Source organism: Hymenobacter sp. R533113 (assembly GCF_056835965.1).
On sequence record NZ_JAKWBD010000001.1, the window covers coordinates 516,870 to 538,313 of the forward strand.

Consider the following 21,444-nt stretch of genomic DNA (forward strand, 5'->3'; position numbering starts at 1 on the left):
TCAGTGCGGCTGGGCCAATTGTCCATAATTTCATTCCAGGGTAAAAGCGGCCATTTGCACGTCGCGGGAGTTGCCGCCGCCGAACACCTGAAAGGCGCCCGGCTCGGCCACGAACTGCAACTCGTCGTTGTAGATTTTCAGGTCGTCAGTAGTAAGGCGGAAGGTCAGGCGCTGGCTTTCGCCGCGCTTGAGCAGTACTTTCTGGAAGCCCTTCAACTCTTTCTCCGGGCACTTCACCGCAGCTTGCTGGTCGTGCACGTAGAGCTGCACTGCTTCGGCCCCGGCAACGCGGCCGGTGTTGGTCACGCGCAGCTGCACGGTGGCGCTTTGCTGGCCGGGCGTCACGTTTAAGTTGTCATACTGGAAGGTGGTGTAGCTCAGGCCGTGGCCGAAGGCAAACTGGGGGGCAATTTTATAGGTATCGAAGTAGCGGTAGCCCACCCAGATGTCGTCTTTGTAGGTCTGCTTCAGCGGATTACCTGGGGTGCTGGGGTACTCGCCCAGCTGGTGGGCCGGCGCGTCTTCCAGCTTGACGGGGAAGGTGAAGGGCAGCTTGCCCGAGGGGTTCACGTCGCCGAACAGGATGCGGGCCAGGGCATTGCCGCCCTCCATGCCGGGGTACCAAGCTTCCACCAGGGCCTTGGCTTGCCCGGCAAAACCCGACACATCCAGGGGGCCGCCACCGAGTAGGACTACTACCGTGTTGGGGTTGGCTTTGAGCACGGCTTGCACCAGTTCGTCCTGCCCAAAGGGTACCTCCATATCGGGCTTGTCGGTGTCCTCGGCATCGTAGGCGTTGTCGGTCCACACCTTATAGTCATAGCCGTGGAAGGAGCCCCCACGTAAATCACCACGTCGGCGGCCTGGGCAGCGGCCACGGCTTTGGCAATCAGGGCCGGATCAGCCTTCTGGTCGCGGGCAATTTTGTAGCCCGGCGCGTAGGTGATGGCGGCCGATTTGCCCAAGGCCTTTTGCAAGCCTTGTAGGGGAGTGATTTCATCCTTGGCCTTGAGCTGGGCACTGCCCCCGCCGCCAGCATTTTCGCGGATAGCATGAGCCCCGATGACCGCCACCTTTTTCACCGACTTCGACAGCGGCAGCAATATCAAGTAGGGGTCCTCACTCAGATACTCGAAGTTGCGCCCGTTCAGCGGGGTGCGGATGATGTTGATGCCGGGCCCGAGAATGATGTCTTTGCCCCGAAAATTGGCCTCGCTGCCCAGCACCGCCCCGTAGGCGTAGCCCGAGGTGGGGTTCCAGGCCGAGGCCAGGGTGTTGTTGGTGGGCAGGTAGGTGCCGGCGTTATGGGGGCTGGCCACGGGGTTCCAGTCGCGGCCCTGCTCGGGGTGCACGCCGTGGGGGCCGTCCGAGGTCATCAGTTCGGGAATGCCCAGGCACTTGATGCCGCCCGCGGCAAAGGCCGAGTTGGCGTGGATCATGTGTACCTTCTCTTCCAGCGTCATTTGCTGCAGCAGGGCGTTGACCTTGGCGTCGTTGACGGTGAGAGAGGCCGGCGCCCCGGCTTCTGGGCAGGACGCTGAGGCGGAAGGCTCGGCCAAGTACAGGTAAAAGGCTGCGCAGGCTAGGTAGGTGCCTAGGGCGGCGGCTACGCGGGAAAATTGCTTGGGCATGGTTACGAGAGCGGCCAGAGTACGACAAGCAGCAGGGAAGCAGCCGAGCCTGGGAGCCTCGGTTTCCCTGCGGGAGTCCTGGGTAAAGGATAACCGGTAGCCAGGGTCAGGACAAACATAGTTTAATTATGATGAATAACAATTCATCATCGTGATTTTATAATCAAATTCTATTTTTAGTTTATCCCGACTACGCCTTGCTCCGTTTCTGCCAGTTGCTTGCTTATCCTGCCTCGCCTTGCTGGGGGCGGCAGCCTAGCTTTCCCTGCACCCGTTCGCCGCCTACTCCTGTGGCCAGATGGTATTGCGCCCTTACTCAAGTCGCGCGCCGCCCGTGCGCCAGGAGTGTGCCTATACTGCCGGGGCGCGCATCGGGCGGGGCCATGGGGGGCCTTTTCTTAGTCTTTTCCCTTCATCAACGCCTATCCCTACCCAGCAGCATAATGCGGAAACTAGGTTTATTGCCCTCTCTTCGCCCGCTGGAAGAGGCGGCCTCGTTTGAGCTCGCCGCCCCGAAGAAATCGCCGTGGGCGAAGACCCGCAGATGAGCGGCCAGCCGCTGCTCCTGAACTGGGTTGCGGCGAACGTTTCTGCCCTAATAGAAACGTGGTACCTCGGTCCGGAGGGCGACAGTGCCACTGCGGATGTGTTGTTTAGCAAGTACAACCCGTCGGGCAAGCTGCCCATGAACTTTCCCCTACAGCCTGGAGCCGGTGCCCATGTGCTACAATCAAAAAAACACGGGATGCCCCAACAAAAACTACCGGATTCGGCACGTCTCCCGCTACCTGGACATCCCCAATGGAATGCTGCATCCTTTCGACTATCGTCTGAGCTACAGTAAGTTCGACTACTCCTAAGGGCAGCTATGCAGCCAATCCCTCATCCTGACCGATTCGCTGCGGGTAGCCAGCCGGATCAAGAACCCCAGCAGCTACGATGGCCAGGAAGTGGGAGCGCTCTACCTCCACGACCTGGTGGCGAACATTACCCGCCCGGTCAAAGACCTCAAGGGCTTTCAGCAGGGACCCAGCCGGTAGCCTTTCTTGCGCCCCAGGTGTTCGAGGTAGTTTTTCTCAACCAGGGTTTGCAGAATGTTCACGCAGGTAGCCTGGTTCATACTCAACCCGGTGGCAATTTCCGTCAGGGAATACGTGCGGCCCGAACCACGGGCCACAAATTCCAGAATATCAAGCGCCTTGATGACAACGAGTACCATAAGTTTATACGTTAAGGCTTAGTGCCCCATCCAGCCTCCGTCTACCGTCACTATCGTGCCGTGGACGTAGCGGGAAGCTTCCGAGGCCAGGAATACGGTAATGCCTTTAAAGTCGTCGGGGTTGCCCCAGCGGCCGGCCGGAATGCGACCCAGGATGCTGGCGGAGCGGTCGGGGTCTTGGCGCAGGGCTGCGGTGGTATCGGTGGCGATGTAGCCGGGGGCAATGGCGTTGACATTCACGCCTTTGCCAGCCCACTCGTTGGCCAGGGCCTTCACCAGGGAGCCGATCGCGCCCTTGCTGGCCGTGTAGCCCGGCACCGTGATACCGCCCAGAAAGGTGAGTAGGGAGGCCGTGAAAATGACCTTGCCAAAGCCGCGCTCCAGCATGCCCTTACCTAGTTCCCGCGCCAGGATAAAGGGCGCCGACAGGTTGGTGTTGAGCACTTCGTCCCAGTATTCGTCGGGGTGCTCGGCGGCGAGCTTGCGCAGGATGGTACCCGCGTTGTTCACCAATATATCAATGACAGGAACCTCCTGCTTTAGCTGGCCCAGCAGCGCATACACGGCCTCCCGCCGGCTCAGGTCGCATTAGTAAGCCCGGAACGAGCGGCCGGTGGCCAACACCTCCTGCTCCACGGCGCTGCCCGCTAGCTCCAGCGAAGCCGAGACTCCGATGATAGCGGCCCCGGCTTCGGCCAACGCCACGGCCATGGGCCGGCCGATGCCGCGTTTGCAGCCCGTCACCAAGGCAGTCCGACCTGTCAGGTCAAACAGGGAGATTGTCATGATACTGTATTAAGGTTGAATTTGGAGCAATGTTATAACATTAATACAGAAACCAAAATTGCCCGGCATTTCCGCTGACCGGTCAGACGTGAGAGTTTTCCCTATAGCTGTCAGAAGAAAGAAGTCGATAAGGCACGGGTGCTGGGCTAACGAGCAGCTAGCAGGCAAACCATTAATAATCAACACAAAGAACGAATTTATCATTTTTACTTAGAGGCTAACACCCCCCTTCCGGACGCAGGCAGTGCCCTGCGGGGGGCTTTTTTCTGCTGGCAGCCGACCCCGTCAGCCGCTCAGCGACCCACCAAGTAGCAAGAATCTAAGAAATAATTTGCTAACCTGAAATTATTATGTAGTATTGTCATATCAAATTATAGTTCCACAATGTTAAACTAAATCCGCTACCGTATGAATAGCTTCTCTATTTATACCAGGCGGTGTTCACTGAGTATCAGCTTATTGCTTGCCGCTCGGCTCGGACTTGGTCAGTAACGCCAACGAACTGCTCAGTCGTCAGAAGAAACGCTCAACATCTTGATTACCAGCAGGGCAAAATGGTTGCCCTTCCCGCTACGCATCAAGTTTATATTCATTCACAATTTGTCTCCTTACCCATATGAATAAAAACGTTTACAGTTCGATGCAATCGATTACCCTAGTATCGCTCCTGTGTCTGAGCCGGACTGCGCTCGGCGATCCGGCGGTGTTGGCTCATCCGGGCAGCGTGCCCCAACCCAGCAGCGTCAAGGAGAATCGGATGCCCGAAAAAAGCATCGATAATACGGTTAGCGGCAAAGTAACCGACGCAAAAGGCGAGGCTTTGCCCGGCGTTAACGTTATCGTTAAAGGCACCGTAATCGGCACCAGTACCAACACATCAGGGAATTTTACTCTGCCGAATGTTGAAAAAGGGGTCACTCTGGTGTTCAGCTTCATTGGTTACGTGCCCAAAGAAGTCGTCGTCGGTGAGCAGTTGGTTTTCAACGTCACGCTGGCAGAGGAGTCGAAAACCCTGAACGAGGTAGTAGTGGTGGGTTTCGGTACGCAGAAAAAAGCCACCGTCACGGGGGCCATTGCCTCCGTCTCGACCAAAGAGCTGCTTCAGTCGCCGGTAGCCAACATCAGCAACTCGCTGGTGGGCCGGATGCCGGGTCTGTTCGCCGTACAGGGCAGCGGTGAACCGGGCAACGATGCCTCTACCCTCCGCATCCGGGGCGTCAGTACATTTTCGGGAGCCGCCGATCCGCTGATCCTTGTGAACGGTATCGAGGTGAACAACTACAATAACATTGACCCGAACGAGATTGAAAACCTGACCATCCTGAAAGATGCCAGCGCGACGGCTATTTACGGGATTCGGGGTGCCAACGGAGTGGTAATTATTACCACCAAGCGAGGCAAGATTGGCAAGCCGCAGCTGAGCTATACCTCTAACGTGGCCGTCACCAGCTTCCCCAGTCTGCGCAGTGGCATGAACGGATACGATTACGCCCGCTTATACAACGAGGCCCTGCGCAACGACTCCTACGTAACGGGCGCGGTGTACACCCCCCGCTTTTCGGATGAGGCGCTGGAAGCCTACCGCACCGGCAGCGACCCGATTTTCTTTCCCAGCACCGACTGGTACTCCCTCGTGCTAAAAAAGCAGGCCCTGCAAACCCAGCATAATCTGAATATCAACGGCGGCACCGAAAAAGTGCGCTACTTCATGTCGGCGGGTTTTTTCACCCAGGGTGGGCAGTTCAACAACAGCGACATCGTCAAAGACTTCGACGCCAACCGGAACTACAAACGCTACAACTTCCGCTCAAACTTCGACTTCGACGTAACCAAGAATTTCAAGGTGGCCGTGGATATAGCTTCGCAAACCGAGAACCTGCGGGGCAGCAACAGCGCCACCAACTCGATTATCGAAGGCATTGCCAAAGCCAATCCGCTGACCTCGCCGGGCATCGTCGACGGCAAGTTGGTCAATCTTACGGGCGTGGGTGCGGCGAACAACCCCGTAGCCGATATGTTCTCCAACGGTTACCAGCAGGAGTTCCGCAACTTCCTGCAAGGCTCGGTCCGGGCCGATTATCTGCTCGATTTTCTAGTGTCCGGCCTGAGTGCAACGGGGATTGTGAACTACCAGAACAACAATACCGAAACACTGATCAACCGGCGTCCGCTAATTACCTATAATGCCGTCCGGTTGCCTGATAACAGCATCAATTACCTTCCGCAAAACGTTGAGCAGCCGTTCATCTTCAGCCAGCGTATCGGTAAGAACCGGCGCACGTACGCGCAGTTCGGCTTCGATTATAAGCGGGCCTTTGGCGACCATTTCGTGACGGGTACGGTCAACTACAACCAGACCAAATACTTCGACCCGGAGCTGGCGTTCCTGGTGCCCAACGGGTATCAGGGGGTGGTAGGCCGGACCACCTACAACTACAAGGGCCGCTATTTAGGCGAGTTTACTTTTGGCTACAACGGCACCGAAAACTTCGCCGCTGGCAAGCGTTTCGGGTTCTTTCCGGCCTACTCGCTCGGCTGGGTAGCCTCGGAAGAGTCGTTTTTCCCGAAAAACAACGTAGTGACCAACCTGAAAATCCGGGGATCGTACGGCGAAGTGGGCAACGACCGCATCGGGGGTGACCGTTTTCTGTACCGCCCTTCGGCCTACACCTCGGCCACCAACGGCTACTTTTTTGGGGAAGTTGGCAGCACCCAAACTGGCTACACTCGCTCCATTGAAGGTAAGTTGGGCAACCCCGACGTGACCTGGGAGCGGGCCATTAAGCAGAACCTCGGCACGGAGGTTTCGTTCTGGAAAGGCAAAATCGCCGTCACCGCCGATGTATTCAGTGAAGAGCGGGACAACATCCTGGCCAATCTTGGTACGGTGCCCGCCACGGTGGGAGCAAACCTGCCCGCCTATAACTTAGGCCGGATGCGCAACCGGGGCTTCGAGGGCGACATGACCTACAACGACAACATTGGGGACTTCAACTTTACGATACGGGGCAACTTCACGTTCGCCCGCAACAAGGTGCTGTATCAGGATGAAAATGCCCGGCCGTTCTCGTATCAGTATCGCACGGGGCAGCGCTATGGGCAGTATTTCGGCCTTGTTGCCGACGGGCTGTATAACACCTGGGATGAAGTGAATGATGCCAGCCGGCCCGTGTCGGCCTGGAACAACAACAAACTGCAACCCGGCGACATCCGCTACAAAGACATCAACGGCGACGGTATCATCAACGAAGATGATGCCGTGCCGATTGGGTACTCCAACTTCCCCGAAAAAATCTTCGGCGTTTCGTTGGGCGGCAACTACCGCGGCTTCGACTTCTCCGTCCTGTTTCAGGGCGCCAGCAATGTGTCGCTGGCCTACAGCCGGCGGCAAGTGCGGGGCTGGTTTGAAAACACTGGCGCGGTGGATTACCTGATTAATAGCTGGTCGCAAGAGCGCTACGAGCAAGGACTGCCCATCGACTTCCCGCGCGTAACGACGGAGGCGGAAGCTAACCACAACAATAAGATGTCCACCTTCTGGGTACGCGACGGCAGCTACGTCCGGCTCAAAAACGCCGAGCTCGGCTATAGCCTGCCCAAGACGTTGCTCAGCCGACTCGGCCTGAGTGCAACCCGCCTGTTCGTGAGTGCCAACAATCTGTATACCTGGAGTTCGGTATTCCCCGGCGTCGACCCCGAACAGTCGGGCACGGTCCCCGGCGCTACGACCGGAGGTGTTACCAACCAGGAACCCTATCCCCTGACCCGGACCGTCAACTTCGGGCTTAACCTTCGATTCTAGTATTGACCATGAAAGCACTTATCAAAGCTCTGGTTGGTGGTATGCTGTGCCTGGCCACGTCGGCCTGCGACAAACCAATCGACGAATTTTTAAACAAGGCCCCCGGTGTTGACGTGACCGAGAACACCATTTTCTCGTCGCGGGCGCAGTTGGAGACCTTCATTACCGGCACGTACCGGATTGGGCTTCACTCCCCTTTTCCCTACAACGAACCCACCCTGATTCCTACTTCGCGCGTCTGGTGCATGAATGCGCCCATTACCGACGAGGCCGAGTGCGAAGTGACGTTTATGCACCCGGAGAGTTGGAACTCGGCCAACATCACCCCAACGACTCCGCTCGTTGCGTCGGAAGACGAGCGGTATTTTATCCGCTGGACGGCTATTCGCAACTGCAATATCATTCTGGAGCGGCTCGATGAGGTACCCAGCCTGGACGCGCCGTACAAGGACCAGGTGATTGGCGAAGTGAAATTTATCCGCGCGCTCAACTATTCGGAGATGCTCAAACGCTACGGGGGTGCCCATCATCGACAAACGATTCGGGTTGGCGGACGATGCCAAGGTAAACCGCAGTTCAATTGAGGACGTGGTTAATTTTATCGTGCAGGACTGCGACGAGGCTATTGCCAAACTGCCCACTACGTACCCATCTACCTTCCGGGGCGGGCCACCAAAACAGCGGCTCACCTGCTCAAATCGCGCACGCTGCTGTATGCCGCCAGTCCGCTCTTCAACTCGGCGACACCTTATCTGAGCCTCGGGAGTGAAGCTGACAACAAGCTTCTCTGCTACGGCGACCAGAACAACAGCCGCTGGCAATTGGCTGCCGACGCCGCCAAAGCCGCCATTGATGCTGCTCCGGGGGGCAATTTTGCGCTCATTACGGACAAAGGCGTAGATAAGAACTACAAGTTTGCGTGGGAGCAGAACGACAACACCGAAATCGTACTGGCCGAAAAAGTATTTACCGCCCGCCGGCGCGACCAGTTTCCTTTCCTCGGGATAGAGCCAGCAAGCTATATAAATTCCTGGGGAGGCATATCGGTGATTCACAATTTTGTTCGGAAGTACGAAAAGAGAGACGGCACCCCCCAAACCTGGCCGGGCGGCAATAATCTGCTCGTAAAATATGGCGAGTTGGACCCGCGCTTTGCCCAGACCGTCGCTTACACCTCCTCCCGCTATAACGGGGACGTGCCCTCCTTGGAAACGTTTCAGGGCGGTCGTCATGCTGCTGACTGCGAAGGTGGCGCCTGGCTAAAGAAATTTATCCCCGATGCGCTGTCTGCTTCGCAAACCGCCGTGCCGAACGCCATCGTGTTCCGGCTGGCTGAAGCTTACCTGAACTACGCCGAAGCCTTAAACGAAGCGCAAGGGCCAGTGCTGGCGGCCCACAATGCGGTCAATAGTATCCGGCAGCGGTCGGGCATGCCGAAGCTACCGCTGGGCCTGAGCAAAGACCAGTTTCGGGAGCGGGTTCGCAACGAACGCGACATTGAGCTGGCGTTTGAAAACCACCGCCTGTGGGACATCCGTCGCTGGAAGATTGCCGAGCAGGAGGGCGTTATGCGGGGAGCTATGCAGGGCCTGCGCATCACTCGCGTCACGGGCAGCACTGACTTTGCTTATCAGGTGTACAAATTTGAAGACCGGACGTTTCTGCCCCGGATGTACCTGCACCCATTCCAGGCCAACGAAGTCTTCAAAGGCTACCTCGTGCAGAACCCCGGCTACTAACCCCATAGCCTTTGGGGGGCATTTATTGCTGTTGACAAGAGAATAAATGCCCCCCAATGACAACTACAAGCCCACCCATCACATCAATTATGATGAAACACTACTATAGTCTTGGTTTACTGGCCTTGCTGGGAATGGGATTGAGCCAGTCCGCTCAGGCCCAGGCCCAGGCCACCGACAGCGACTCGCTCACCGAAGTTAAACCGGTGAGTCCGCAGAATTACTTTGATCGGAACGCCGACCGGGCGATTGCTTATGGGCGGCAACCTGCCTGGCGCGTGACCGGCGCGCTTTCCACGGTGTCAGGCGCTGATCTGGAGAAAAACTTTACGACCAATTTAGCTAACACGCTGTTTGGCCGCCTGCCGGGCCTGACCGTCATGCAGAGCGGGGGCGAACCCGGCAACGATTCGCCTTCCGTACTGGCGCGGGGTGTAAACACCTTCGGTCCGGGGCGCGACGTGCTGATTATGGTCGACGGCTTCGAGGGTACTTACGAGCAGTTGGTGCCGAGCGAAATAGAATCGATTTCCCTGCTGAAAGATGCCAGCGCGACGGCTATATACGGCCTGCGCGGAGCTAATGGAGTGCTGTTAGTCACCACTAAACGGGGTAGTAACAGCCCGCTTACGGTCGATTTCAGCACCCAGCAGGGATTTCATAGGGCCACCCGGCTACCGCAGTTCCTGGGGTCGTACGACTACGCCCGCCTGTATAACGAAGGCTTGAGTAACGACGGCAGGGCTCCGCTCTACACCGACGCTGACCTGGAAGCCTACGGCACGGGCAGCGACCCATATCTCAAGCCTAGCGTGAACTGGTACAAGGAAGTACTGAAAAAAACGGCGCCCATCTCAAACTACAACCTCAACTTCCGGGGGGAAATAATACGGTTCGGTATTTTGTTATGCTGAATGCCATTCGGAGCAACGGGCTGTACAAAAACGTGGGCGACATGGAGGAAGAGAGTGTCAACTCGCGGTATTTACGCTACAACTTCCGCTCAAACGTGGACGTCAACGTCACCAAACGGCTATCAGCCTCGCTTACCCTCGGCGGCACGGTCGAAGACAACGCCAACCCGGCGGCAAATACGACCGGCGACTTCTTCAACTCGCTGGCGACGCTCCCGCCTAACGCTTTCCCGGTGTACAATGCCGACGGCTCGTTTGGTGGTACAAACGCCCTGACGAACCCACTGGGCAACCTGCTCCAGACGGGGTCATACACCTCCAACGGCCGGGTGCTTCAGTCGAACCTGAGACTGACCGAGCAGTTGGATCAGCTTCTGCCCGGCCTGAGTGTCTCGGCGGCCGCGTCGTTTAATAACTTCTTCCGCAGCTATTCCAACAAAACCAAAACCTACGAGCGGTTTGCGGCCAGTACAAACGCGGCCGGAGAAATCGTATACAACCGCTTCGGCCAGAATACCTCTCTAGTAGGTAACGAAGCCAGATCCGATCAATGGCGCAACAGCATTTTTCAGGGATTTCTCAACTATGACCGCAGCTTCGGCAGGCACGACGTTTCGGCGGTGCTGCTGTATAATTCCAGCAGTTATACCAACATCAACAACGTCGTAAACGCCGTCAATAGCCTGCCATATAAGCACGTTGGACTAGGCGGGCGCGCGACTTACACCTACGCGGGCAGGTACATCGGCGAGTTTTCGGCGGGCTATATGGGGTCGGAAGCGTTTCCGAAGTCTAACCGGTACGGATTCTTTCCGGCCGCTTCGGTGGGCTGGATTGCCTCCAACGAAGCGTTCCTGAAGGGAAATGCCTTGGTCAGCTTCCTGAAACTGCGGGCTTCATACGGCCTGACCGGCAACGACCAGATTGGCGGTTCGCGGTATATGTTTGAACAGCGGTATCCCTACGGGGCGTCTTATTATGTGGGAACGGGCAACACGCAGGTTTTTGGCTTAGCCGAAGGTGCCCCCGCCCCCGCCAATTTGCGCTGGGAGACCGAGCAAAAGCTGAATGCTGGGGTTGAGCTCACCCTCGCCCAACGGCTTGACCTGAGCGTGGATGTGTTTCAACACAACCGGTATGACATTCTGGCGACGCCCAGCCGTACGGTACCACAGTACTTTGGGGTAGCACTGCCACTACTGAACTTGGGCAAGGTCCGTAACCGTGGGTTCGAAACCACGATTCGGTACCGCAGTAAGTCGGAGACAGATGCGCCGATCGGCCGGTTGCAGTACTCCATAGAAGCAAGCGGCTGGTACGCGCAGAACAAGATTTCAGACAACTTCGAGGCCATCCGACTTTACGACTACCAGTACACCACCGGACGGCCTATTGGGCAGCCCTTTGGACTGGAAGCCATCGGGTTGTTTCAGGATCAGGACGAAATTGCTGCTAGCCCCCGGCAGTCTTTTGCCCCCGTCCAGCCGGGCGACATCAAGTACAAGGATCAGAACGGCGACGGGCTGATCGATGGCAATGACACCCGAGCCATTGGCAATACGTCGGTGCCGACCCTAACGGTTAGCCTGCACCCGCGCGTTCAGTACCGGGGTTTCGATCTGGATCTTCTCTTCCAGGGCGTGACGGGCCGGACGGCTTATTTCGGCGGCTCTTACTTCCATGCCTTTCAGAATAACGGCCAGATTGCGCCCATCGCACTAGACCGTTGGACCCCCGAAACGGCGGCTTCCGCCACTTATCCCCGTTTGTCGGCATTCAATAACCTGAATAATTTCCGGTACTCTTCGTTCTGGCAGCGCGATGGCAGCTTCATAAAGATGCGCAGCATCGAGCTGGGCTACACGCTCCCGGTCTCGCTGCTCGAAAAAGTCAGGTTAGCTAACGCTGGAACGTCGGCCGTCCGGGTGTTTGTCAACGGTACCAATCTGTTCTCGCTCGACCGAATGAAGGGCTACATCGATCCTGAAGTAAGCAATGGCTATCCAGCCTTAAGGACCCTCAGTGGAGGTCTTCGTGTTCAGTTTTAATCTCAGCCTTTACACCCATATGAAACGTATTATATTTTTCCTTTCAATAGCTGCTATTGTCGGGCTGAGTGGTTGTGAGGACCTGGAGCGGGAGCTTAATAGTGACATCACCGAAAAGCAGCTTATCCGTTCATACGACCTCACGCTGAACCGGCTCAACTCGCTGTACGCGGACATTCCGGAAGGTTACCTGCAAATCGATGGGGCCATGACGGCGTCGGCCACCGACGAAGCCGAGCATACGCTCGAAACCTCGGCCGTACAGAGGTTCAACAACGGCTCCTGGAACGCCCTCGATAACCCCGAAAACCTGTGGGGGGCTTTTTACCGGGGCATTCGGAAGGCAAACCAGTTTCTGGTCTCAGCCGACAGCATCGATTTGGACCAGTTTCGGCTCGACCCATCCTCTCCAGGCCAGAATACCTATCGGGAACGCCTGAGCAACATAAAACGGTGGAAATACGAAGCCCGGTTTCTGCGAGCCTACTTCTACTTTGAATTGGTAAAGCGCTACGGTGGGGTGCCGCTGTTCACGGAGGCACTGTCGCTCAACGAAGATTTTAGCAGCGTGAAGCGCAATACCCTGGACGAATGCCTCAATTTCATTACGAGCGAATGCGACTCAGCGGCCCTCAACCTTCCCGTTACCTATCCCGCCGCCGAGCTAAGCCGGGCCACGCGGGGAGCCGCCCTTTCGCTGAAAAGCCGGGTACTGCTCTATGCCGCCAGCGACCTGTTTAACACCACCACCTGGGCGGGTGGTTACGCCAACCCCGAATTGATTTCACTATCTGGCGATAGACGGGCCCGCTGGACAGCCGCCGCGGCGGCGGCTAAAGCGGTTATTGATTTGCCCGGTACGGGCTACGTGTTGCACAATAACTACCGCAACCTGTTCTTCAACAACAGCTACACGTTCCCCGAGGTCATCTTCTCCCGGCGCAATAACGCATCCAACGAGTTTGAGCGGGCCAATTACCCTATTGGCTACGATTTAGGCGCAAGTGGCACTACACCGTCCCAAAATCTGGTCGATGCCTACGAGATGAGCAACGGCACCCGGTTCGACTGGAACAACCCAACTCACGCGGCCAACCCTTATGCCAACCGCGACCCCCGGCTGGGCCTGAGCATCATTCTGAATAACACGCCTTATAAAGGGCGGCCAGTCGAAGCCTGGACCGGTGGCCGCGACGGCCAGGGGGTAGCTAACGCGACGAAGACGGGCTACTACCTGAAAAAATACGTCAACGAAAACCTGAATCTGCTACTCAACAATACCAGCGTGAAGTCGTGGAATATTTTTCGACTGGCCGAAATCCACCTGAATTACGCCGAAGCCCTGAATGAAGCCTCGCCGGGCAATCCTGACATTAAGCTGTACGTGGACCGAGTCCGCACCCGGACGGGCATTGCCCTGCCTCCTTTGCCCGCCGGGCTGTCGCAGGCTGACATGCGCGAACGTATTCGCAACGAACGCCGGGTCGAATTAGCTTTTGAAGACCACCGGGGCTGGGATGTACGCCGGTGGATGATCGGCCCGCGGACGCTGGGCGCACCGCTGATGGGCGTTACCATCACCCGCCAAGTTAACGGCACCACCACCTCCTTCCTGTACAGGCCGGTAGAAGTTGAAAAGCGAGTATTTGAATCGAAAATGTACTTGTATCCGATTCCGCAAGGCGAACTGAACGTATCAAGTGGCTTGGTTCAAAACCCCGGCTGGTAAGGCATGTCAGGGCTGAGCTGGAGCTTGGCGATGTAATCAACACAAGGGCTTGGCTCCAGCTTGGCTCCGACAACCTACCTGAGCACATGATTTCCTTTCTTAATACTGCCCGCTTCGCTCTTGTCGGCATTGGGTGCTGTCTGTGGCTAAGTGCTTGCGAATACGATGAACTTCCCGAAGCCAATTATCCGGAACAAGTCATCTATATGCCAACGGCCCGGAATGGCGTATTCTCTATCAACAGCCTGCCACCAGCTACCGGCCCGTATCGGTTCACGGTGAATCTCAACGAGAGAGAATTAGTGGTGCCTTTGGGCATATTTCGGAGCGGGGTCTCTGCCGGGGGTAATGTGGCCGTAACGATTGCCGCTAATGCCGATACCGTGAACCAGCTTATCAATGCTAGAACACTGACTGCAACCGCCCTACTGCCAACCGACAAGTTCACTCTGCCTGAAGTGGTTACCCTGGGAAAGGGCCGGGATTCGGCGCCGTTCGACTTACGGATCAACTTAGATTACCTGCGGACGCTTCCGGTGACTCCTGGCCAGCGGCTGGCGGTGGGTGTGACTATCGCGAGTACGGAAACGACCGTCAATCCGCGGCTGAAAACGACCATCATCTCGGTGGACCCGGCTGTTCTGAAACCAACGCCCAATTTTACTCAGCGAGCCGACGCAACCTCTCCGCGAAGAATCACCTTCACCAACACCTCAACAAACGCGCTCAATTACACCTGGGACTTCGGCGACGGCTCTCCAGTTCAAACGAGCACGGCTCCAACCTATACCTATGCGGCTGCCGGAACCTATACCGTCACGCTGACCGCAATCGGTATCACGGGTAATCTGGACGCTGCGAGAAGACTAATGACCATTAGGGTACTCTAGCTCCTTTAAAGTGCGGGCAGATGCCTGGCCTGATAAGCCGGAGTAGTAGCGCGTAGCGTGGGTGGGCTGGCACATCCCCACCTCGCCCGAGGCGCTGGCCGCCTGGGACAACTGGGTATGGGCCATGGTGACTTACTACCAAGCGCAGGTGCCCCGATTGGGAAATCTGGAACGAGCCCGACCTTAAGCCCGCTTATACGGGCACCGAGCTGGGCCAATTCTATGTTCGCACCGCTCGCGCGGTAAAAGCATTACAGCCAAAGACCCGCCTCATTGCCTTAGATTTGGCGGGCGTGGATAAGGTGCAGTTCACCCGGGATTTCTACGAGGAGCTGCGGCGCGAAAATGCCCTGGACCTGGTCGAAGTCCAGACCTACCACGACTACACCTACAACCCCGACTCGCACTACCCCAAAGTCATGCAGCTGAAAGACCAGAAACCGGTGCATAGCGCTTCGTTCGCCCCGGGTTCGGCAACCCAGGAGTTCTTCTTCGCGCAGCCGGCCCAGGGCCGCCATCTCTGCCTGGAATCGCTCGATGCCCACGATGGCAAGCAGTTCGCTGCGGTGGCCAAGCTCGCCCTGCTCGATAAAGACGGGAAGGTCATGAACCAGTCGTCGTGGACGATTGCCTATGCCGACAGCGAGGAAATCATGCAGGAGGACGGCACCGCGCTCAACGCCATCAATGGGCAGACCGGCGACTACTGGCATACCCAGTGGAGCGGCGGCTCGCGCAATCCGGCGCAGCCGCACCGCCTGATCGTCGACCTTGGCCAAAGCGTCCCCGTCACCGGACGCATCAAATCGTACCGGGTGCTGATCGGCGAAGCGCTGGTCGGGGCGCCGACTTTCGGTCAGTGCAAGGCTTAAGGCCACGTTGAGGCCCCGGACGCGTCCGGGCCTTTTCACGTCAGCTCTTCTGCAACACCCATCCTGGCTTCTTATTCAATAATGAAAAAAATTTACTTGCTGGCGGCGTTAACGTTCTCGCTCACCTGTTCTGCTCAAGAACGCGTCGGAAAAAAACAGGAAGTCGATTACGTGAACCCGCTGATAGGCACCGCCTTCACGGGCTTTGCCAAAGGGCTGGAAGGCGGCGGCACCATGCCCAGTGTCGGGCTCCCCTTTGCCATGACGAATTTTGTCGCTCAGACCGGCGAAAACAAGATGGGCCGCATGAATTATGTCTACGAAGATGGCTCCATCATCGGCTTTCTCGCTTCGCACCAGCCAACTGTCTGGATGGGGGACTACGGCTACGTCTCACTCATGCCGCAGCTAGGTGCGCTTAACGTCTTACCCAAAGACCGCGCCCTGCCCTTTAGCCATGCCAACGAGGTAGCCACCCCGTATTACTACTCGGTCGTACTGGATGCCGGTACTCAGCAGATAGAGAGCGAAATGGCCGCCGGCTCCAAAGCCGCGATCTATCGATTTACCTTCCCGGCGTCGCAAAATGCACGCCTTGTCGTTCAAGGGATTAATTTAAATCCAGAACTGGCCGACTGGTCGAATGACCTCGCAGGGAGAGTAAAACGACTGAAGGGATACATGAAGATTAATCCGGCCAAAAACGAGATTACGGGCCACAATCCGGACCGGATGTCGGCCCAGCTTGGCCCCGAGCGACCCAACTTCAACGGCTACTTTGTCATCCAGTTCAGCAAGCCGTTCCACTCGTTTGGCACCTGGGATGGAAACGCCATCAAGGCATCGTCTACGGAACAGTACGGAACCCGGATGGGGGCGTACGTAAACTTCGCAACACGCGATAATGAACAGATAGAGGCACGCCTGGCGACCTCTTTCATCAGCATAGAACAGGCCAGAAAAAATCTCGCGGAAGAATTGCGGGGCAAAGATTTCAAGGCATTGGTTCAATCGACCAAAAACGAATGGCAGCGAAACCTGCGCCGGCTCACAATAAACGGGGCCAGCGAAGACCAAAAAAGCATCTTCTACACCGCCCTGTTTCACACAATGCAATTTCCGCGGGAAATGTCCGAGCAGGGCAACTACTACAGCGGTTTCGACGACCAGATTCACGTTGGTAACTCCTACACGGACTATTCATTATGGGATACCTTTCGGGCGCTTCATCCCTTGCTATTACTGACGCAGCCAGAGCGGTCCAATGGCATGATTGGCGCGATGCTGCAGATGTACAAAGAAGGTGGCCGATTACCGATCTGGCCGAACCCGGCGGAAACAAATATTATGATTGGCACCCACGCGGACGAAGTGATAGCCGATGCGTACGTGAAGGGTTATCGGGGATTTGACACGAAGCTCGCTTATGAGGCGATGCTGAAGGACGCGACCGTCCCGCCGTTTAACGATACGGGATTACGGTACGGTGACCGTGACCAGTGGAGCGGGAACGAAGCCCAGGCCGGCCTGACGCATTTCAACGCATTGGGTTATGTGCCCTCCGATAAGACAGCCGAGTCGGTATCGCGCACCATCGAATATTCCATAACGGCCTACGCAATCGCACAAGTTGCCAAGAAAAATGGGAAGACGGGCGACTACAAAAAACTCATTGCGTTGAGCAAAAACTATAAAAATCTATACGACACCACATCGGGGTTTTTTCTGCCAAGACGGGTTGATGGAGCGTTTGACCAGAAAAATAAAGAGGGCCACTGGCCGGGGTTCACCGAAGGCGATGAGTGGACCTATGCATTCGGCGCCATGCATGACATAGCCGGCATGGTGGAGTTGATGGGCGGCAGGGAAAAATTCACGGCCAGGCTGGACGAAAATTTTCGTGAAAACCATTATCGCCACGACAATGAACCCGGCCATCATTGTATCTATCTCTACGATTACGCTGGTCAGCCCTGGAAAACGCAGGAACTCATCAGAAAACATACTTCGTCTGAAAATTTCAGAAACGAGCCGATTGGCATTAATGGCAACGAAGACTGTGGCCAGATGTCCGCCTGGTATATTTTTAGCGTCATGGGGCTTTATCTGGTAACGCCCGCCTCGGGCATTTATGCAATCGGTGCGCCGCAGTTTCCAGAAATGACGCTTCGGTTAAACCCACAGCGCAAACAGCGGAGCTTTCGCATTATTGCGAAAAACCTTACTGAGAAAAATAAATATATTCAGCGGGTGACGTTGGATGGAAAAGTCATTGAACATCCCTTCATAAGCCATAGCGACATCATGCGCGCATCCAAGCTGGTTTTTGAAATGGGTCCAGTACCGAATTATAGTTGGAAGTAGAAACTGGGAGTATTCCCCGCGCCCATAAAAGGGTTGGAGAGCATCGGCGGCGAAATACGGCTGCAGTATAAATTGATTAACCACAACAAGTGGGGCGAAGGCCCAAAGGACGACAACGGCGACCTCTTGCAGTGCTATAGGCTACACGAGTATCCGCACCTGAGCCCGGCCCTGCGGGTGTTCGGGCAGTTAAAAAGCAGCTTGCTTCCCGGCAAAGCCGGCGGACCGCGTCATTTTTCGCCCCCTTGGAAGGATAAGCCCACCCACCGCGCTTGGTGCAGAATGCTGTCCATTTGCCAAAAGAACCTCTAGCTTTACCCGTAGGCGCCCCATTGTGGCTATCAACACGCCCCAAGACTACCTATAACCGGCTCTACCCCAGCCTCCTTCTACTCTCCTCCCGTCTCTCCTTGCTGGCTGCTTTTTATGCATCGACTCATCTTCCCTCTCCTTCTCAGTTTCTGGCTCGGCGGCGCCTTTGCCCAAGCCCCTAAGCAGCGTCAGCTGCTCTACGGCGTGGCGTACTATGACGAGTACACGCCCTACGAGCGGCTCGACCAGGACGTGCAGATGATGAAGGCCGCAGGCATCAACGTCGTGCGCATCGCCGAATCGACGTGGAGCACGCTGGAGCCGCAGGAGGGAGTATTCGATTTTTCGCACATCGACCGAGTGCTCAATGCCATGCACAAAGCCGGTATTCGCGTCATCATCGGTACGCCAACTTATGCCGTGCCCACCTGGTTGGTGCGCAAGTACCCGGCCGTGCTGGCCACCACGGCCAAGGGGCAAAACCAGTACGGTCCGCGCCAGAACATGGACATTAGCAACCCCGACTACCGCCGCCACGCCGAGCAGGTGATTCGGGCGCTGCTCGGGCACGTGAAGAATCATCCGGCCATTATTGGCTACCAGGTAGACAACGAGACCAAGGCCTACGGCACGGCCGGCCCAGCCGTACAGCAGCAGTTCGTGCGGTACATGCAGCAGAAGTTTCCCTCGCTCGACGCGCTCAACAAAGCCTACGGCCTGGACTACTGGAGCAACCGCATCAATGCGTGGGAGGATTTCCCCTCGACGGTGGGCACCATCAACGCCAGTTTGGGCAGCGAGTTCAGCGCCTTTCAGCGCCAGCTCGTGACCGACTTTCTAGCCTGGCAGGCCGCGCTGGTACGGGAGTATAAAAAGCCGGAGCAGTTCATCACCCAGAACTTCGATTTGAGTTGGCGCGGCTACTCGTATGGCATTCAGCCGGAGGTCGACCACTTCGCGGCGGCCAAGGCGCTCGACGTCGCGGGCATCGACATCTACCATCCCAGCCAGGACCACCTCACCGGTATCGAAATTGCCTTGGGCGGCGACCTGGCCCGCAGCATGAAAGGGGGGCAGAACTACCTGGTCCTGGAAACCGAAGCCCAAGGCTTTCCGCAGTGGGTGCCGTACCCCAGTCAGCTGCGCTTGCAAGCTTTCAGCCACTTGGCCTCGGGGGCTAATATGGTGGAGTACTGGCACTGGAGCTCCATCCACAACTCGGCCGAAACCTACTGGAAGGGCCTGCTCAGCCACGATCTGCAGCCCAATCCCACCTACGAGGAAGCCAAAACCATCGGGCGGGACTTCCAGCGCTTGAGCCCGCAGCTGGTGAACCTCCAAAAAACCAACAAAGTCGCTATTCTCTTCAGCAACCACGCCTTGACCGCCGAAGGGTGGTTTAGCAGCGGGCTGGACTACAACCAGGTTCTGCGCCCGTTCTATGACGCGCTCTATCGCCACAACGTGGGCTGCGATTTCGTGGACCCCAGTAGTGCTAATCTCGACCAGTATTCGCTGCTGATCGTGCCCATGCTCTACGCCGCGCCTACTCGCTTGCTGGAGCGGCTGAACCAGTACGTGCAGCAGGGCGGCCATCTGCTGTGCACCTACCGCAGCGGCTTTTCCGATGAGAATGTGCAGGTACGCACCACGGTGCAGCCCGGTATTCTAAGCGCGGCTTGTGGCGTGACCTACAGCCAGTTCACCGTGCCCGTTGACGTGGGGCTGACAGGAGACGCCTACCAAGCGGGTCGCCACGAAAACCAGGTCACGACCTGGATGGAGTTGCTCACGCCTACCACGGCCAAGGTACTGGCCCGCTACGACCATCCGGCGTGGGGCCAGTACGCCGCCATCACCGAAAACCGCTACGGCAAGGGGCTGGCCACCTACGTAGGCTGCCACACCAGCGAGGCGCTGGTGGAAAAACTGGTTACCGACGCCGTACGCAAAGCCAAGCTGTGGGGCCCGGACCAGAACCTCACCTTCCCGCTCATCACCCGCTCCGGCCTCAACCAGCGAAAAAAGGCGGTGCACTACTACTTCAACTACTCGGCCACGCCGGGCACGGTGCGCTACCCCTTCGGCGCGGGCAAAGAGCTACTAGCCGGTACCGCCGTCAGCTCCGGGCAGCCGTTGCAACTGGCTCCCTGGGGCGTACAGATTGTGGAAGAGAAGTAGTGCGGAGGCTTGAAAGCTAGACGGTAAGCAGTAAGCACTACGCTACTCACTAGGAGGTGTTAACAGTAGTTAGTAACTGATGTTACGCGGCATATTAGTCGATTGCTTGGAAAGGATGTTTCCTGAAGCAGCAATAGCTTCTTTCTGAGGCAGAGGTGCAGTTGCCGCGTAACATCAGTTAGTAAGTTGGCGCATGGATTTTCTGCTAACGGAAGCGCAGTGGTTGCGCATCGCGCCCCTGCTGCCGGGCCGGGAAGGCACGAAAGGCGGGCGGGGCCACGACAATCGCCGCTTTGTCGAGGCGGTGCTGTGGCTGATGCGCAACGGGTGCCGCTGGCGGGCCTTGCCGGCCGAGTGGGGCAACTGGCACACGACGTACACGCGCTTCCAGCGCTGGACGGCTTCAGGCGTGTGGGCCCGGGTGCTGGCGGCCGTGCAACAGGACGACGCGTTGCACACGCTGCTGCTCGATTCGACCACCGTGCAGGCCCACCAGCACGCCAGCGGAGCGCGCAAAAAAACGGCCCACAAGCCCTGGGACGCAGCCGCGGCGGGCTGACGAGCAAGCTGCACGTGGTGGCCGATGCCCGCGGCCGCCTCGTGCGCGCCCGTCTCACGGCCGGGCAGCGCCACGACGCCCCGCAAGCGTTGCCCCTGCTCCAAGGGCTGGCCCCGGCCTACGTCGTAGCCGACCGCGGCTACGATTCCGACCCGCTCGTGGCCGCGCTGGCCGCCCGCGGCACCTGCGCCGTGATTCCGCCCCGGCGCAAGCGCCCCGCCCCGCGGGCCTACGACGCGGCCCGCTACGCCCAGCGCCACCCCGTGGAGCGGCTCTTCAGCCGCCTCAAGCAATTCCGCCGGGTGGCGACGCGCTATGACAAGGTGGATACGCATTTTCTGGCCTTTGTTCACCTCGCCGCTACTATCCTCTGGCTGCGCGACTGTTAACACCTCCTA

The 21,444-nt window shown here is 57.4% G+C and carries 16 protein-coding genes and 3 pseudogenes; 15 read left to right on the forward strand and 4 right to left on the reverse strand.

All coding sequences use genetic code 11. The annotated features are described in order from the left end of the window. Window positions 1–30: 30 nt before the first annotated feature. Both MKZ35_RS02380 and MKZ35_RS02385 read right to left on the reverse strand, forming a co-directional pair. On the reverse strand, window positions 31–762 hold the full coding sequence (locus MKZ35_RS02380) for a glycoside hydrolase family 3 C-terminal domain-containing protein (protein WP_482511622.1): 732 nt from the start codon (window positions 760–762) through the stop codon (window positions 31–33). Beyond that, window positions 696–1,631: a glycoside hydrolase family 3 C-terminal domain-containing protein gene (locus tag MKZ35_RS02385; RefSeq protein WP_482511623.1), complete on the reverse strand. Its 936-nt coding sequence runs from the start codon at window positions 1,629–1,631 to the stop codon at window positions 696–698. Before MKZ35_RS02385 ends, MKZ35_RS02380 begins: the two co-directional genes overlap by 67 nt. Window positions 1,632–2,175: 544 nt before the next feature. Here MKZ35_RS02385 and MKZ35_RS02390 point away from each other — a divergent pair. Both MKZ35_RS02390 and MKZ35_RS02395 read left to right on the forward strand, forming a co-directional pair. Continuing rightward, window positions 2,176–2,328 (forward strand): annotated as a pseudogene (locus tag MKZ35_RS02390) (glycoside hydrolase family 3 C-terminal domain-containing protein); the annotation flags it as partial. A gap of 22 nt (window positions 2,329–2,350) precedes the next feature. Continuing rightward, window positions 2,351–2,491, forward strand: a complete 141-nt coding sequence (locus MKZ35_RS02395; RefSeq protein WP_482512280.1) for a hypothetical protein — start codon at window positions 2,351–2,353, stop codon at window positions 2,489–2,491. A 158-nt stretch (window positions 2,492–2,649) separates the two neighbouring features. Here MKZ35_RS02395 and MKZ35_RS02400 read toward each other — a convergent pair whose 3' ends face one another. Both MKZ35_RS02400 and MKZ35_RS02405 read right to left on the reverse strand, forming a co-directional pair. Then, window positions 2,650–2,850, reverse strand: a complete 201-nt coding sequence (locus MKZ35_RS02400) for a helix-turn-helix domain-containing protein (protein ID WP_482511624.1) — start codon at window positions 2,848–2,850, stop codon at window positions 2,650–2,652. A gap of 18 nt (window positions 2,851–2,868) precedes the next feature. Then, a pseudogene (locus tag MKZ35_RS02405) lies at window positions 2,869–3,636 on the reverse strand (SDR family oxidoreductase). Between the two features lie 616 nt (window positions 3,637–4,252). Here MKZ35_RS02405 and MKZ35_RS02410 point away from each other — a divergent pair. The 13 genes and pseudogenes from MKZ35_RS02410 to MKZ35_RS02470 all read left to right on the forward strand — a co-directional run bounded on the left by MKZ35_RS02410 (window position 4,253) and on the right by MKZ35_RS02470 (window position 21,435). Beyond that, window positions 4,253–7,438, forward strand: coding sequence for a SusC/RagA family TonB-linked outer membrane protein (locus tag MKZ35_RS02410; RefSeq protein ID WP_482511625.1), 3,186 nt, complete (start codon window positions 4,253–4,255; stop codon window positions 7,436–7,438). Between the two features lie 8 nt (window positions 7,439–7,446). Beyond that, window positions 7,447–8,022 carry a hypothetical protein gene (locus tag MKZ35_RS02415; protein ID WP_482511626.1) on the forward strand — a complete coding sequence of 192 codons (576 nt, stop codon included), beginning with the start codon at window positions 7,447–7,449 and terminating at the stop codon, window positions 8,020–8,022. 237 nt (window positions 8,023–8,259) lie between these two features. Then, window positions 8,260–9,177, forward strand: coding sequence for a RagB/SusD family nutrient uptake outer membrane protein (locus MKZ35_RS02420; protein ID WP_482511627.1), 918 nt, complete (start codon window positions 8,260–8,262; stop codon window positions 9,175–9,177). Window positions 9,178–9,266: 89 nt separating this feature from the next. Then, on the forward strand, window positions 9,267–10,091 hold the full coding sequence (locus MKZ35_RS02425) for a TonB-dependent receptor plug domain-containing protein (RefSeq protein WP_482511628.1): 825 nt from the start codon (window positions 9,267–9,269) through the stop codon (window positions 10,089–10,091). Then, window positions 10,085–12,139 carry a SusC/RagA family TonB-linked outer membrane protein gene (locus tag MKZ35_RS02430; RefSeq protein ID WP_482511629.1) on the forward strand — a complete coding sequence of 685 codons (2,055 nt, stop codon included), beginning with the start codon at window positions 10,085–10,087 and terminating at the stop codon, window positions 12,137–12,139. The genes MKZ35_RS02425 and MKZ35_RS02430 overlap by 7 nt, the downstream gene beginning before the upstream one ends. Before the next feature lie 19 nt (window positions 12,140–12,158). After that, complete coding sequence (locus MKZ35_RS02435; protein ID WP_482511630.1) at window positions 12,159–13,868, forward strand: RagB/SusD family nutrient uptake outer membrane protein; 1,710 nt, start codon at window positions 12,159–12,161, stop codon at window positions 13,866–13,868. Between the two features lie 86 nt (window positions 13,869–13,954). After that, the gene (locus MKZ35_RS02440) at window positions 13,955–14,758 is read left to right on the forward strand and encodes a PKD domain-containing protein (RefSeq protein WP_482511631.1); all 804 of its coding nucleotides are present in this window, start codon (window positions 13,955–13,957) and stop codon (window positions 14,756–14,758) included. 61 nt (window positions 14,759–14,819) lie between these two features. Continuing rightward, the gene (locus MKZ35_RS02445; RefSeq protein WP_482511632.1) at window positions 14,820–14,945 is read left to right on the forward strand and encodes a hypothetical protein; all 126 of its coding nucleotides are present in this window, start codon (window positions 14,820–14,822) and stop codon (window positions 14,943–14,945) included. A gap of 97 nt (window positions 14,946–15,042) precedes the next feature. Further along, complete coding sequence (locus MKZ35_RS02450) at window positions 15,043–15,630, forward strand: discoidin domain-containing protein (protein WP_482511634.1); 588 nt, start codon at window positions 15,043–15,045, stop codon at window positions 15,628–15,630. 81 nt (window positions 15,631–15,711) lie between these two features. After that, entirely contained in the window at window positions 15,712–17,994 is a 2,283-nt protein-coding gene (locus MKZ35_RS02455; RefSeq protein WP_482511635.1) for a GH92 family glycosyl hydrolase, read from the forward strand. 72 nt (window positions 17,995–18,066) lie between these two features. Continuing rightward, a complete protein-coding gene (locus tag MKZ35_RS02460; RefSeq protein ID WP_482511636.1) occupies window positions 18,067–18,306 on the forward strand; it encodes a hypothetical protein in 240 nt (79 codons plus the stop codon). A 114-nt stretch (window positions 18,307–18,420) separates the two neighbouring features. After that, complete coding sequence (locus tag MKZ35_RS02465) at window positions 18,421–20,487, forward strand: beta-galactosidase (protein ID WP_482511637.1); 2,067 nt, start codon at window positions 18,421–18,423, stop codon at window positions 20,485–20,487. A 193-nt stretch (window positions 20,488–20,680) separates the two neighbouring features. Continuing rightward, window positions 20,681–21,435: pseudogene (locus MKZ35_RS02470) on the forward strand (IS5 family transposase). Window positions 21,436–21,444: the final 9 nt, after the last annotated feature.